Annotated in this window: 13 protein-coding genes; 10 read left to right on the top strand and 3 right to left on the bottom strand. The window is 40.6% G+C overall.

The features are described from left to right. The first annotated feature begins 50 nt into the window (after positions 1–50). From I6J03_RS16385 to I6J03_RS16395, 3 genes are all read left to right on the top strand, one after another. Entirely contained in the window at positions 51–3695 is a 3645-nt protein-coding gene (locus I6J03_RS16385; protein ID WP_003004106.1) for a T9SS C-terminal target domain-containing protein, read from the top strand. A 101-nt stretch (positions 3696–3796) separates the two neighbouring features. Then, on the top strand, positions 3797–4372 hold the full coding sequence (locus I6J03_RS16390; protein WP_003004104.1) for a Crp/Fnr family transcriptional regulator: 576 nt from the start codon (positions 3797–3799) through the stop codon (positions 4370–4372). A gap of 84 nt (positions 4373–4456) precedes the next feature. Beyond that, on the top strand, positions 4457–4897 hold the full coding sequence (locus I6J03_RS16395; RefSeq protein ID WP_003004101.1) for a carboxymuconolactone decarboxylase family protein: 441 nt from the start codon (positions 4457–4459) through the stop codon (positions 4895–4897). 29 nt (positions 4898–4926) lie between these two features. On the opposite strand, the gene I6J03_RS16400 is transcribed toward I6J03_RS16395, so the two are convergent. From I6J03_RS16400 to I6J03_RS16410, 3 genes are all read right to left on the bottom strand, one after another. Then, complete coding sequence (locus I6J03_RS16400; RefSeq protein WP_003004097.1) at positions 4927–5445, bottom strand: ClbS/DfsB family four-helix bundle protein; 519 nt, start codon at positions 5443–5445, stop codon at positions 4927–4929. A gap of 62 nt (positions 5446–5507) precedes the next feature. Then, positions 5508–6317: a DNA alkylation repair protein gene (locus tag I6J03_RS16405; RefSeq protein WP_003004095.1), complete on the bottom strand. Its 810-nt coding sequence runs from the start codon at positions 6315–6317 to the stop codon at positions 5508–5510. Beyond that, positions 6314–6952 carry a peroxiredoxin-like family protein gene (locus tag I6J03_RS16410; protein WP_003004092.1) on the bottom strand — a complete coding sequence of 213 codons (639 nt, stop codon included), beginning with the start codon at positions 6950–6952 and terminating at the stop codon, positions 6314–6316. Before I6J03_RS16410 ends, I6J03_RS16405 begins: the two co-directional genes overlap by 4 nt. A 95-nt stretch (positions 6953–7047) precedes the next feature. Between I6J03_RS16410 and I6J03_RS16415 the strand changes: the two genes are divergently transcribed. The 7 genes from I6J03_RS16415 (at position 7048) to I6J03_RS16445 (ending at position 15279) form a co-directional block, all read left to right on the top strand. Further along, positions 7048–7413, top strand: coding sequence for a winged helix-turn-helix transcriptional regulator (locus I6J03_RS16415; RefSeq protein WP_003004089.1), 366 nt, complete (start codon positions 7048–7050; stop codon positions 7411–7413). Between the two features lie 221 nt (positions 7414–7634). After that, a complete protein-coding gene (locus tag I6J03_RS16420) occupies positions 7635–8810 on the top strand; it encodes a porin (protein WP_003004086.1) in 1176 nt (391 codons plus the stop codon). A gap of 23 nt (positions 8811–8833) precedes the next feature. Next, complete coding sequence (locus I6J03_RS16425) at positions 8834–10264, top strand: anion permease (RefSeq protein WP_003004083.1); 1431 nt, start codon at positions 8834–8836, stop codon at positions 10262–10264. 12 nt (positions 10265–10276) lie between these two features. Further along, a complete protein-coding gene (locus I6J03_RS16430) occupies positions 10277–10933 on the top strand; it encodes a succinate dehydrogenase cytochrome b subunit (RefSeq protein WP_003004080.1) in 657 nt (218 codons plus the stop codon). 19 nt (positions 10934–10952) lie between these two features. Continuing rightward, positions 10953–12869: a fumarate reductase/succinate dehydrogenase flavoprotein subunit gene (locus I6J03_RS16435; RefSeq protein WP_003004079.1), complete on the top strand. Its 1917-nt coding sequence runs from the start codon at positions 10953–10955 to the stop codon at positions 12867–12869. Between the two features lie 18 nt (positions 12870–12887). After that, positions 12888–13634 carry a succinate dehydrogenase/fumarate reductase iron-sulfur subunit gene (locus I6J03_RS16440; protein WP_003004075.1) on the top strand — a complete coding sequence of 249 codons (747 nt, stop codon included), beginning with the start codon at positions 12888–12890 and terminating at the stop codon, positions 13632–13634. Between the two features lie 247 nt (positions 13635–13881). Beyond that, positions 13882–15279 carry a LuxR C-terminal-related transcriptional regulator gene (locus tag I6J03_RS16445; protein WP_003004073.1) on the top strand — a complete coding sequence of 466 codons (1398 nt, stop codon included), beginning with the start codon at positions 13882–13884 and terminating at the stop codon, positions 15277–15279. Positions 15280–15399 lie beyond the last annotated feature (120 nt).

Here is a 15399-nt window from a genome sequence, read left to right on the forward strand (position 1 = left end):
TATTTACTTTAACATTTGATTATCATATACTTCGTTAACCTAAAGTAAACATGAATAGAGTAAGGTGGAGGGCTTGCTTTCTATTGGTATTTCTGAGTTTTGCAGCCTCTTCTTTCGCTGATGGTTCTAAAGATCTGTATCCTGCCGGGGTACAGGGTAACCGGGCTTTTATGATGTCCAAAGGAGAAAATGGTCAACCCACTACAAGCTTTCCGTTTCCGACGCCGGGTACACACTTTGTTTATGTCCGTATGGGAGAGACTATTGCGGCAGCTTCAAGTGCTCAAAATATATATGAGGGACGAATCCGTGTAACCAGTCCATCCGGCAAAACCTATCTGTCGGCAGCAGATAATACAGGTAAAATTATGGATAAGGGGCAGGGAACCCGCAGAGCCGAACTCGACGGTCCTGATGTTGGCTATACACCCTATAAAGTGGCTGCAGATGAAGAAGGCGTGTGGAAAGTCGAATTTATTTCACCTTTAGGAGAATATAATGATATAGACAATGGCGGCCTGCTACCGGACGTTGCTGCCGGTGCGGATTGGGAACAACCAATTGGAATGTACATAGCAGCCTGGGATGTATCCGTAAGAAATGCCGCAAATACGGCCTGGCTGCCGGGAAGAGTATATACCAATGTCCTCAATCTGTATATTAATAGTGGAAGACTTTCAAATGCGGATGGTGCATTCTACGGCAAAAATTATGTCATGACTAATGATGGATACGTGTACAGGGTAGATGGAAATGGTAGTAATGGGATAGCCTTTACCTCATTTGTCAATAATAAGGGATTTTCAGGCGCAAACGGACAGTCTGTTTATAAGAGTCTTAACTATGTACCGGCTGCCGGTTCTTCCGGTGTAATCGATCCCCGGGCTGCAGATGCCAATGGCAATATCACGCATAAGATGATGTATACATTACCGGATATGAGTATGCCAGCAGAAGCAGTAGGAGCTGTTCCGGGTAAAAAAACATGGCTGATCCGTCATCGTATAACAGCTCAGGTAAGTGATATAAATGTGACGGGAGTCGAAGGAAATGCAGATCATGTCAGCAGCAAAGGTGCCTGGGTGCAATTCAAGACAAATCTGGCCGGCAATTATAAAATTACAATTTCAAGTCTTGACAACAGACATTCTTTTCCGGATGCACAATTTATATATCTGGCAAAGGAAGGGGTAAATAATGCCTATTGGAACGGACGTGATCTGAGTGGGAATCTGGTTCCTGCCGGAGATAAATATCCGGTAAAAATCAAAGTCGAATTGCTGGGGGGAGAAGTACATTTTCCTTATATCGATATGGAAATCAATCCTCAGGGAATTATTCTCGAATTGCTTTCTGAGGATCTCCAGATGGTTGAATCTGATATTGTGTATTGGGATGACAGTAATGTCAGTGAAGGGCTGCCTTCGGAAAACAGTGATCCGAGAGTAAATCTGGAAGGCATTAGCAGCCGTATCAACGGGCATCGCTGGGGGACATATTCGAATGCAACAGTTAGCAGGAATAATAATCAGAATTATGGTAATTACAGCTTTGGAAATGAGAAAGCTATGGATACCTGGGCTTATGCACTGAATATTGCTGAAATCAAAACTCAGGATATAACCGTGAAAGTAGCCGATCTGGAAGTTGTATCTTTAGAAACAGGCAGCAATCAGGTAGAATTGGGAGAGAATTTTACGTATATAGTCACAGTGAGAAATAATGGTCCTTCTGCAGTTGATAAAGCTCCGTTTCATTTTACTTTACCGGAGGGAGTGATCATACAGCAGGTAAATCCGGTTTCCGGGTCGGGCATTATATCCGGAGCACTGACTAATAATAACCGCTATGCAGCCTATCTCACCTTAGCAGATCAGGAAGAAGTCGTTCTTTCGTTTACCGTACGGGCAGATGTTGTTCCGGATGCGACCTATGGATATGTTCCGGCTAAAGCTACCATTATGCGTAAACCGGATATGACAGATCCTGATGCGACTTCAACAGATATTTTAAAGCTCCTTCCGAACACTGCAGAAGAAGAGTGTGTCAATAACGGAAAGGGTGGAACCTGTAATAATATAAAGATCAACAGTCAGGTATTTTTATTAGAGCCGCTAAACGAAAGGGGAAAACTGGCGCTGCTGAAAACAGCAGTTTTCACGGATGAAAATAAAGATTCCTACATGCAGGTTGGTGAAACGATACAATACACGCTTCAAGTGGAGAATGTAGGCTATGTACCTGTCAAAGATATTAAAGTGCAGGATCCGCTTATCAGATCTGCTCAGATTATGATGACACCGGCTGTACTGGCAGCACAAGGGAAGAGTAGTGTTACACTTTCATACACGATCACACAACAAGATTTTGATAAAGGATTGATTACCAATTCGGCCAATGTTACAGGGAAAAATCCAAGAGGATTTGATGTAAAGGATATATCAGGTTCAGCTGTTGATAATGATGAACCGACAGTGACACTCATAGATCGTATTCCGGAAGTGTATCTACGTAAACGAATCACTAACCGCGGGTCAGGAGCCGGAGGATTATTTATTGAGGGAGATCAGCTGGAGTATACGTTTACAGTGTGGAATAAAAGCGGATTCGCGATCTATGATCTGCATCTGGAAGATCCGATGTTGTTTACAACAGCAACTTCTATTTCCTCAGGTGCTCTGGCTGCAAACGATTCCGTGCAGTACGTTGTGCGGTATCAGTTGCTTGATACAGATTTTGACAAAGGAAAAGTGAGTAACTCAGCGCTGTTGATTGCAAAAGAAAGTAAGAAGGGGCGTACCGTAAAAGATATCTCAGGTACGCAATATGATAATGACACTGCTACAGAAATTACTATAGCGAAAAGACCTGTGGCAGTCGCAGATTCCTACACAGTAAAGCAGAACCGGAAATTACAAATGGAAGTTCTGAAAAATGATATTACCGAACGTACAGTTATCAATGTCAGTTCAGTCCGTATTACTAAAATTCCTGAATATGGTACGCTCAGCATCGAAAAAGATGGTGCCATAAGTTATATTCCACAGCATAATTATTTTGGTCCCGATGAGTTTTATTATGTTTTTAGTGATGGAAACAAATTAGAGTCTTATCCCACAAAAGTAAATATTGAAGTTGCAAAAACAGTTCCGCTCGCCATACCTGATACCGTCAATGTGCGCTACAATACGACTATGGTCATTCCTTTACTTAAGAATGATAAACCGGAGGAGTATGCTCCATTGGATCCTATGACTATACAGATTGTTTCATTGCCGCAATATGGTAAAGTAGTCGTGAATAACGGAAAAGTGTCCTATACTCCGCAATTGAATTTTACAGGAAAAGATCAGTTCGGTTATCAGGTATTGGATGCTAATGGCAATTGGACAAATATAGCCTCAGTAGATATCATAACCTATGGATTCTTTGTGCCGAATGTCTTTACGCCAAACGGAGACGGTAAAAATGATGAATTTGAAGTTATTGGAACGGGATATTATGATCGTATAGAAGTTCAGATATACAACCGGTATGGCAAGATTGTATATGAGAATGATAATTATAAAAACGATTGGAATGCTGACGGTTGTTTAGATCAGACTTATTTTTACACTGTGACGGCTCATAAAATTGGTGAGGAATCCAAACGCAAAACAGGTTATGTACTGATTGCAAGAAGGCTTGCACAGTAAAATCTTATTTATTTTTTTCAGATAACAGGAGAGGCGGATAGCCGGAGATGACTATATTTGATAATGCAGCGTGCCTGTTATGTACGCTCAACAGAATCTATATGTCAGAATTATTTAAAAAACATCTGCAGAAATTCATTGCAATTGACGAAGAAAAATTCAACGATGTGCTTTCTTTTTTTGAACAGAAAACAGTAAAGAAAAAAGAAAATATACTTGTGGAAGGCCAGGTCTGTAGGTTCAACTATTTTGTGTTGAGCGGTTGCATGAGAATGTTCTTTATCAATGAAAAGGGTGTTGAACATACGACTCAGTTTGCTATTGAGAACTGGTGGATTACTGATAATATGGCATATGAACATCAGTTGCAGACCGAATTTTATATTCAGGCAATAGAAGATACCCGTCTTTTGATCATACATGCCGAATCTCAGGAAAAATTACTGTCCCGTTATCCAGAGATGGAGCGTTATTTCCGGTATATATATCAGAGAGCTTATGCCGCATCCCAGCGTCGCATAAAATATATATACGATTTTTCCCGGGAGGAACTTTATAATCATTTTCAGCTGGTCAATCCTCAGTTTGTACAGCGTATTCCGCAATACCTTATAGCATCTTATCTTGGCTTTACACCTGAATACCTAAGTGAGATCAGGCGCAAAAAACGAACTTAAACTGGTTTAAGTTTTTTGTGTGATCTAACGCTTAACTTTGTCTTATAATCATTGAAAAACATATCATTATTTAATTAATATATTATGAGTGAGAGAATTAATATAGCAAAGTCAGAGCCTCAGGGATATAAAGCAATGTCCGGTCTCGAACAATATATTCAGGCTTCGGATGTATCAAAAACACATCTGGAACTGATCAAAATCAGAGCTTCACAGATCAACGGATGTGCATTTTGTCTCGATATGCATACGAAAGATGCCTTAAAAAAGGGAGAAACAAACCAACGCATATTTTTGCTGAATGCCTGGAAAGAAACCACTTTGTTTACCGAGGAAGAGCGTGTCATCCTAAGTATGACAGAGGAAGTGACCCTGATACATGAGCATGGACTTTCTGAAGCCACTTATCTCAAAGCAGTAGAATTATTAGGTGAGCAGTATGTTGCACAGGTACTGATGGTCATCGTGACGATCAACGGATGGAACCGTATAGCTGTAAGTATGCAATACCAGATTCCGGAATAATCTTTATTTTGAATGGACAGCAGCGTATCTTATTCCGCTGCTGCCCCTTTAAATTTTTTCCATTTTCGTATTCTGGCTCTTGCATTGATATATGGGGAGGCTGTATTGAATTGGATCATACGCCCCAGTGTCCACTTTTCATACCAGGACTCTTCATACAATTCACGATTTGTTTTACGCTCGATGAGTTGTAAAATATCTCCTACAGTAGTATCCAGACGTTTTAATAATTCAGGATAAGGAATAGTCTCGTAATCCCTGTAAAATTTTTGTGCAAGTATACCCAGCTGATTCCATTTATAGCCGGATTCCGGAAAATCTACTGTCTCCTGCATATCTTTTTTTCTATTCCATTTAAGAACCAGCTCCCCCCATCCGATAAGGTAGGAGACAAGATTGTGCACACTCATACAGGTATCTTTAGCATGCCCTTCCAGTTCGGGAATAGCAGTGTCAGCTAAAGTAATGTCCGCTAACTCTTTCTGTAGCTTGTCGTAATTGTCCGTAATTCCGTGCAACAATTGCGCTTTATTAGTTGGAATAGCCATTTTGCTTTTCAATAAGAAATCAGATGTTTGAGATATTCAATATACACAAAAACAGTAATACATCAGGCTTGTTTATCTAATGTTCGCACGGCTTTTTTTAAGATATAAAGCGTTTCTTTAGTCGGACTCTCCATCTTCCATCGGGAACAAATATCCAGTACAAATGCAGGATTAGTTTTACTTGCATCATTTAACCAATTGCCAACACTGTCTCTCACATATTTGGAAGAATCAGATTTTAATTGTTCGAGTACAGGCAATGCCAATTCAGGTTGTTTTTTCAGTATCTCGATATGTGCACACCATACACCTCTCGGTCGTATAGATTCAGATGCAAATCTTCTTATGTTTTCATTCTCATGAGCTGCCCAGACGGTCAGCACCCGTATACTCTCTTCCAGATGCCGTACAATACTGTTTCGAACAGCCATCCAGGCGATTTCCCGTACTCCGAAGTGACTGTCTGCTGCAAAAAACTGAATCTGATCCAGTTTTTCTGTAATGGACAAGTTCTCATTATTTCCCGTCAGATATGTGGCCCAGCACCTAACCATATCTGAGGGATGAGTTTTTAAAGCTTGCCTTATGTGCTGATCCGTATAAGAGATTGATAAAGTAAGTATTGTATTTCCGATGGCTTCATTAACAGTATTCACTGTTTTTTTGGGGAGCTTATCTATTGCTGCGGATACAGGTGCTATATAATGTTCCCTGCCCATTTGAGATAATACGTGCTTCAATAATATGTTCTGATCAATGGCGAGCCATTCCGTCAGATTAGCAGATTCGATCAATCCGCTGTTGAGTTGTTCCAATACCTCTGCAGGAATATCTTTTGCAGATCTGGTTCCTTTTCTTTTTTCGTCTTTCATAATTGTGCTATCAGCAAATCCGGATCTATCCTGTTGGTGTAGTCTGTATCTGCAAATGTATATAGAACCGTGTGATCAGTGTCCACAACAAATACTGCAGGAATAGGAAGTTCGTAGGTATCGTTTGCATTAAACGCTGCCAAATCAATTCCCAGCTCCTTGTAATAAGGTTTTACAAAATCCTGTAATTCGAAGGTAATCCCCAGCTTGCGGGCATAGTTATTATCCTTATCTGTCAGTACATCAAAATCAAGCTTATGTTGTGTAGCCATATTGCTGTTGCAGGATAAAGATTGCGGAGAAATAGCTACCAAAGTGGCCTTTTTATCCGATACCTGATTGAGCTGATTATTCAGTGCCCTGATCTGCAGATTGCAGTATGGACACCATATACCTCTGAAAAAGGCTATAATTAATTTGCCCTGCGAAAGGAGCTGTTTAGAACTTATGATATTATTGGCTACATTTGGTAATTCAAAATCCGGTAATTTTTCACCGGTACGGATTACTCCGGCTTCGATATTCCGCTGTTTCAGATCCTGTACGGATGCTTCAAAGGCCTGCACTGTGGAAGCCGGGAGTTGAGTATTTATTTGCGCGCGGAGCGCAGCTGTTTGTTCGGTCAGATTACTCATATTGTACGTAATTGTTTTTGCAAATATTTAAAAGTATTCCGGCTCTGACAATACCGCATAATTTTACCCCTATGGGTTAAAAAAGTCACTTTTTTATGAAAACAAAGGAATCAACGATTATAGAGAAAATTTGTCCTTTAGAATTTGCTGTTAATGCGATCAGCGGTAAATGGAAAATTCCTATTGTATGGCAGATCAATGAGGGCAAAAAAAGACCGAGTGAATTTTTGCGTGGTATTGGGACGGTTGATCGGCGGGTTTTGAACCAACAATTGAAAGAAATGGAGCAAGCCGGAATCCTGACGAAGGAACAGTTTGCTGAGTTGCCTCCCCGTGTTGAATATTCTCTTACACCTATAGGAGAAAAATTAGTTGAAGCATTATGGTTGCTGAATGACTGGGGAAAAGTATTGCTTGAAAAAGAAGGACTGCCGGCAGATACAGATAAGCATTCATACTAATGCCTGCATAAAGTATTTTCCATTGTTAAATAAGCTTTACGGTTGTATCCTGCACCAGATTATTCCGGCTGTACAGGTATCTGTATGCCCTTTCCTTTTTGAATAATCTGACTTTAATACTTTCTTATTAAGATTGTTTGTAAAATATAAATAAATTCAAACAATTCTATTTTGTATTTGTAATTTATATACCAAATACCAATTAACATAACTACCGAACAATGAAGAAACATTTATTTTTTCATATGAAAATACATGCCTTATGTCCTTTCTTCTTGATTTTAATAATTCATGTATTCCCTCTGAATAAGGTACATGCTCAGGTACCTGACAGCACATGGGGAAAGGATTTTGAAAATTACCCCAAATTTCAGTTTAAAGGATTATTTCAGGCAAGGTTCACCACAAGTCTGAATAAAGATGTAGATGTAGGAGGTTTACATCATGCAGATCATTCAGGCACAGACAACACATTTGCATTGAAATATATGCGTGCTCAGGTACAGGCTAAGATCAGTAAGCGCACTGAAGTAGTCGCTTTGGTAAATCTGGCTGATTTTAAATCTGATCCAAAGACTAAAGTATTGGAAAATGCCTATCTGAAATATACATTTAGCCCTAAAATAGCGTTGACAGTAGGGCAATTCAGACCCTGGTTTGGAATAGAAGAAACTTATCCTGTAGATATTATCAAATCCTTAGACTGGTCCAATCAGTATTTTGAATTTGGTAAAAATGGCTGGACAAGCTTTCAGCTGGGAGCTTCGGTAGGCGGGACTTTACATTTTGGAACGATGCCTTTCCAGTATGCCCTATCAGTTGTAAACGGTAATGGTAAAAATCAGATTTCTGATAATAACAACGGGAAGCAATACCTGTCCAGAATGGTATTCGGCTTGTCCCGCAAATATGGGGTCAATCTGGGCGTCAACGGTGGAGTAGGTGATGCTTTCCATAAGACTGTATATGCACTCGGGGCCGATATGACCAGTAACATAGCCCTTTCTCCGCGCTGGTTTCTGGATATGCAGATAGAGGCCAAACAGGCTGTCAATCATAATCTGTATTTTGCATTAGGAGAGGATGTCCGTTCTCCTGATATCAATGATTATCAGATGCGGGGTATATATTTTCTGCCAAATCTGCGGTATGAGATCAAACATAAGAATCTGAGTGCAATAGAAGTTTCCTGTCGTTATGAATATCTGGACGTCAACTTCAAAAAAGATAAAAACCCGAGAGAAACGATTACGCCTATGTTCGGTCTGGAATTTCTTAAAAATTACGGAGCAAGGATTCAGGTTGGTATGCAGATAGACCGCTATAAGCATCAGATCGAAAATACCACTACATACAATGGAAACCTGTTTATTCTACAGGTACAAAGCAGACTTTAAAAAACTAAACTATACGAGATCATATGAAGGAGATTAACATTAAGAATGTATGTATTACATTTATTGTGGCGATCATTATCTGGTTTATACCTACACCCAAAGGTGTCACTCCGGAAGCATGGCATTTGTTTGCCATTTTCGCTGCCACTATTCTGGGAATTATTCTCAAAGCAGCTCCGATGGGTACCATGTGTATGATGGCCATTGGTTTTACGGCATTGACGCAAGTACTTGCACCCGGTAATGCCAGTGCATCTATTGTCAAATCACTCAGCGGCTTTGGAGACAAGGTAATCTGGTTGATCGGAATTTCATTTTTTATTGCCCGGGGGTTTATTAAGACAGGTCTTGGCAATCGTATTGCCTTTTTGTTTATCAAAGTATTCGGAAAGAGTTCTTTGGGATTGGCCTATGGGTTAGGTCTGGCAGATGTTTGTCTTGCTCCTGCGATCCCCAGCAATACCGCCAGAGGAGGAGGAATCATCTATCCGATTATGAAATCTATGGCGATTAGTTTTGGTTCAATGCCTGACGATCCCAAAACTCACCGCAAGCTTGGGGCCTTTCTCACCCTCAACAGCTATTATATGAATCTCATCGCTTCCTCTATGTTCCTGACAGGGACAGCGAGTAATCCGATGTGTCAGAAATTTGCTGCAAACCTGGGTATCGATATCACGTGGATGTCCTGGGCTATTGCCGGATTTGTGCCGGGAGCAGTTGCGTTTTTTATTGTCCCTTTGGTTCTGTACAAATTATTTCCGCCGGAACTTAAAAAAACCGGAGATGCACCAAAAATGGCATCCGAGAAACTGAAGGAAATGGGGCCTGTTAAGAAAAATGAATGGCTGATGCTATTGGCGTTCTTTATCCTGCTGTTTCTTTGGATTTTCGGAGGTTCACTGTCTATTGATGCTACGACAACAGCCTTTATCGGTCTGACCCTGCTACTATTGACCTCTGTACTGACCTGGGAAGATGTCAAATCAGAAAAGGGAGCCTGGGATACCATTGTATGGTTTGCGGTATTGGTCATGATGGCAAGTTCTTTAAATGAGCTGGGTTTTATAGGTTGGTTCAGTGATCTGATTAAAGTACAGATAGGTGGTCTCAATTGGCTGGTTGCGTTCCCGGTGATCATATTGGTTTATTTTTTCAGTCATTATATTTTTGCCAGCGCAACAGCACATGTGGCTGCTATGTATGCGGCACTATTGGGAGTAGGGGTATCATTAGGTATTCCTCCGATGCTTCTGGCCATGATGCTGGGATTTATGGGATCTATATATGGTGTACTGACGCATTACGGACATGGTCCTGCTCCGGTATTTTTCGGAAGCGGATATGTCGAACTCAAAGCCTGGTGGCTGAGAGGTTTGGAGATCGGGATCGTACTCCTGATCATATATATGGCCGTAGGCGGATTATGGATGAAAGTAATAGGTTATTATTAAAAATAAAAAGATATGCTGTCTACATTGTCTAAAAAAATAGTCATGTGCCTTACCGGATTGTTCCTGTGCTTTTTTCTGATCATTCACTTTCTTGGCAACCTGCAGTTGTTCCTGCCTGCGGAGCAGGCAAGGGAGCAGTTTAACTGGTATTCTCATTTCCTGTCCGGCAATGCTTTGATCAAAATAGTGTCTTATGTGCTGTATGCAAGTATACTGCTGCACATGCTGGATGCACTGGTCATCACTATTCGTAATCGCAAATCCGGAGGATCATACCGTCAGGATAAACGGGGAAGAGCGAGTAAATGGTATAGCCGCAATATGGGCATTCTGGGAACAATCATCCTGATTTTCTTCGTGATTCACTTCCAGAATTTTTGGTATGTGTACAAATTCGGAACACTGCCGCTTGATGACAACGGACACAAAGATCTCTATCTTCTGGTGGTGACGACTTTCAAGGAATGGTGGTACGTATTGATATATGTTGTAGCTATGATTGCGCTATGCTATCATCTGATTCATGGTGTATATAGTTCTATACGTACGCTGGGATTATTCCATCCGAAGTATATCAAATGGTTAAAAATTGCCGGTATTGCCTATTCTGTGATTATATGTGCAGGATTTGCACTGATGCCGGTATATGTTTATTTCACAATAGATTAATCTTTAACACTTATTAGGGATGAATTTAGATGCTAAAATACCTCAGGGTCCCTTAGAGGACAAATGGGAAAATTATAAAAAGACAGCCAAACTGGTGAATCCGGCCAACCGGAAGAAACTGGATGTCATTGTGATCGGAACCGGACTTGCCGGAAGTTCTATAGCCGCTTCACTGGGCGAGATGGGTTATAATGTCAAATCATTCTGTTTTCAGGATAGTCCGAGAAGAGCACATTCCGTCGCTGCACAGGGAGGTGTCAATGCGGCCAAAAATTATAAAAATGACGGAGACAGTGTATACCGGATGTTTGTGGATACACTCAAAGGTGGAGATTTCAGAGCCCGGGAGGCTAATGTATATCGTATGGCCGAATGTTCGCTCCATCTGATCGATCAGGCAGTAGCCCAGGGTGTGCCATTCGGAAGAGAATATGGCGGCTATCTTAATAACCGCTCATTCGGTGGGGTACAGGTAAGCCGTACCTTTTATGCAAGAGGACAGACCGGTCAGCAGTTGCTGTTAGGTGCTTATCAGGCGCTGATGCGACAGGTGGGTAAAAAGACAGTACAGTTGTTTTCCAGACATGAAATGTTAGACCTGGTTGTAGCAGATGGAAAGGCCAGAGGAGTCATTGTACGTAATCTGGATACCGGTGTTTTAGAACGCCATGCAGCACATGCTGTTATTCTGGCTACTGGCGGATATGGTAAAATTTATTATCTGTCAACCCTGGCGATGGGTTGCAATGGTTCAGCGATATGGCGTGCACACAAAAGAGGTGCATTGATGGCCAGTCCGAGCTGGACACAAATCCATCCGACATCGTTACCTCAATCCGGAGATTACCAATCCAAACTGACACTTATGTCGGAGTCTCTCCGCAATGACGGCCGTATTTGGGTACCTACTGATACGGAAGAACGACGTGCTGCCAATGATATTCCGGAAGAGGAAAGAGATTATTATCTGGAAAGACGCTATCCTGCATTCGGCAACCTGGCACCTCGTGATATTTCTTCACGTGCAGCCAAAGAACGTATCGATGCCGGATACGGGATAGGTCCGCTCAAGAATGCCGTGTATCTGGATTTTGCAAAAGCAATCAAAGAGCAGGGGGTGGAAAAGATCAAAGAGAAATATGGAAATCTATTTGATATGTACCGTAAGATCACCGGATATGATGCATATAAAGAACCTATGATGATATCCCCGTCTGCACACTTTTCTATGGGCGGACTGTGGGTGGATTACGAATTGATGACTACTATTCCCGGTTTGTTTGCGTTGGGAGAAGCAAATTTCGCAGACCATGGTGCCAATCGTTTGGGCGCAAATTCATTACTGCAGGCCTCTGTTGATGGTTATTTTATTGCACCGTATACCATAGCAAATTATCTTTCAGGCGATATACATACAGGTAAAATATCAACTGACTTACCCGAGTTTTCAGAGGCTGAAGAACGTGTGCAAGCTCTTTTAAACCGTCTGATTGGTCGCAAAGGAGACAGAAGCGTGGATTACTATCACAAAACCTTAGGTAAAATTCTGTATGACTATTGCGGTCTGGCAAGGAACGAACAAGGACTGAATTTTGCAATATCCGAAATCCGGAAATTACGTCAAGAATTTTATGAACGGGTACATGTGCCCGGAAGTCTGTCTACGATGAACACTGAATTAGAAAAAGCAGGAAGAGTAGCTGATTATCTGGAGATAGGAGAGCTTATGTGCTATGATGCCTTGACAAGGAATGAATCCTGCGGAGCACACTTCAGAGAAGAATATCAGACTCCTGAAGGAGAAGCACAACGTAATGATGAAGAGTATCAGTATATATCGGCCTGGGGCTGGAATGGAGAGGATGCTGCTCCGATCCTGAATAAAGAACCATTGGAATTTGAAGTCTTACAGCCTACAGTGAGGAGTTATAAATAATCTACTAACAATCGAAACATGAAATTACATTTGAAAATATGGCGTCAGGAAGATCGTAATTCCGCAGGGAAACTGGTCGATTATGAATTGGAAAATCTTAATCCTCATATGTCTTTTCTGGAAATGCTGGATACCTTAAATGAAAAATTAATTGTAGAAAATGATCAACCAGTGGAGTTTGACCACGATTGCAGAGAAGGAATCTGTGGGCAATGTGGTATGATGATCAATGGTATTGCACATGGTCCGCTGGAAAATACGACAACCTGTCAATTGCATTTAAGAACCTTCAAAGATGGCGAAACTGTTTTTATCGAACCTTTCCGGTCGCATGCCTTTCCTGTTAAAAAGGATCTGAAAGTAGACCGGTCGGCATTTGACCGTATCATCTCTTCAGGAGGGTTTGTATCTGTCAATACAGGTCAGGCTCCGGATGCGCATGCTATTCCAGTAACACATCAGTCTACAGAGGCTGCTTTCGATGCTGCTGCCTGCATAGGTTGCGGAGCTTGTGTCGCTACATGTAAAAATGGAAGCGCTGCCTTATTTACTTCTGCCAAGATTGCACATATGGCCTTACTGCCGCAAGGAAGAGAAGAACGAAACGAAAGAGTTATTAATATGGTTCAGCAGATGGATCAGGAGTTTTTTGGCCATTGCTCCAATACGGAAGCATGTGAGGTCGAATGTCCGCAGGGCATATCGGTGATCAATATTGCCCGAATGAATTACGAATATAACAGAGCTTTATTCTATAAGAAATAGTGCCTGCAGGTCTTGATTTACTAAAATATATTGTCAAAACAACAACAAAAGCAGATCCTAGATCTGCTTTTGTTGTTGTTAAAAGAAAACCTGAATCTTTGACAGAAGCGTAAAAGATAGGACTAAATTGTTCAAAAAACACTAAATTTAAGACTTTAACCCTAAATGTTAATAATCTATCTAATCTTACATGAAAGATATGTATTCTTTTAGTTGCCGCTTTCCATATTGCATTATTATAATATCTATGATGTTGTCTCTTTTAATAGGGCGTACTCAAGTGAATGCATCTGTTCTGGAAACTGAAGCACCACCATCTGTCATTCAGGAAATACAGTCTTTAAAGTTTGGATCCGTCCTCAATCAGGACAAAACGCAATATGCAGATGGAACGCATGGTCAATCCTGGTGGATCAAAGGTACCTTGAACGCAGAACAGCTTCATAAAGAACTCATACTCCAGATTCCTTCGCCACATTTCAGAGATGCCTCTTTATATGTGTATTCACAAGGAAAATTAGTTCTTGTAACAGATAGCAACCATGCTGCAAAAGCGGAATCTTTTGCCAGATATAATCAATTTCATTTCAGTACAGATCAACCGGTATATTATATCAAGAGTAACAGTACGATGTACAAAGGTATTCATGTCGTTGTCAAAGAAGAGAATGCTTTTTTTCGTCATGAGGCTTCCCAGTTATTTGGGATTGGTGTGTATTACGGGCTTGCGGTTATGTCTGTCATCTTTAATTTCGTATTCTACCTTATTTTCAAAGACCGACGGTTTATTACCTATTGTTTGTTTCAACTGATCGTGTTCGCAGAGTTCTTCTATGAAGATGGTATGTTTTATTTCCTTTCGGAAGGAAAACTAATATTAGAGCATTTTGTAGTCTATTCCGTTCCGTTCTCCTCTTCTTTAGCCTGTTTATTTGCCTATTATTTTCTGGATCTTCGGAATAATTTTAGAAACTACTGGAAAGTGGTTACTCCGTTAATGATTTTGTCATTTGTCGGGTTGATACTTTTTATCATTTTTGAATGGAAAGGCTTTATAAGCGTAGTCAACATATCGAGTTTTGCTGCGACATTATTTGCAATAGCTTTAGCAATTAAGCAATTCCGTAAAGATGTATATGCACGGTTTCTGGTCCTAACGTTTGGGGTAATACTGCTTGTCGGAATCGGATTTGTATTGAATACGAATTTTAATCAATCCTGGTTGTCTGTTTTCAATATGGACACATTGAGACTGGTAAGTGCTTTTGAAATTATTAGTATCAGTTTTGCCATTGTTTTTAAGGCCCGTGCTTTACAGGAAGAAAATGAACGCTGCCGGAATGAGATCAATAGCTACCTCAATCAGTTGAATGAGTTGAAGGATAATCTTCCTGTCGCTAAAGAAACAGTTGTACTGAAAGAAAATACCATCGTATTCTTAAAGGAAAACTATCAGCTTACGGAACGCGAGATGGATGTGCTGATGGGATTGTGGGAAGGCTTATCCAATCAGGAACTTGGTGAAAAATTATTTATTTCTTTAAATACAGTCAAGTATCATGTGAGTAATCTCTATATCAAACTGGATATAAAAAGCCGTACGCAGGCACTCAAATTTAAAGAGAAAATAGGAGGTCTGGCCTGATATCAGATTTTATGATTTTTTCCTTATAAAAATAGAAGTCAATAGTACCTGCCTGGGGGGACAAATTGTGTTATTTTGTTAAAATTCTGATTTTCAATATTTTATAAATAAGGTTATTTT

It is taken from the genome of Sphingobacterium spiritivorum, from assembly GCF_016724845.1.
Lineage (GTDB): Bacteria > Bacteroidota > Bacteroidia > Sphingobacteriales > Sphingobacteriaceae > Sphingobacterium > Sphingobacterium spiritivorum_A.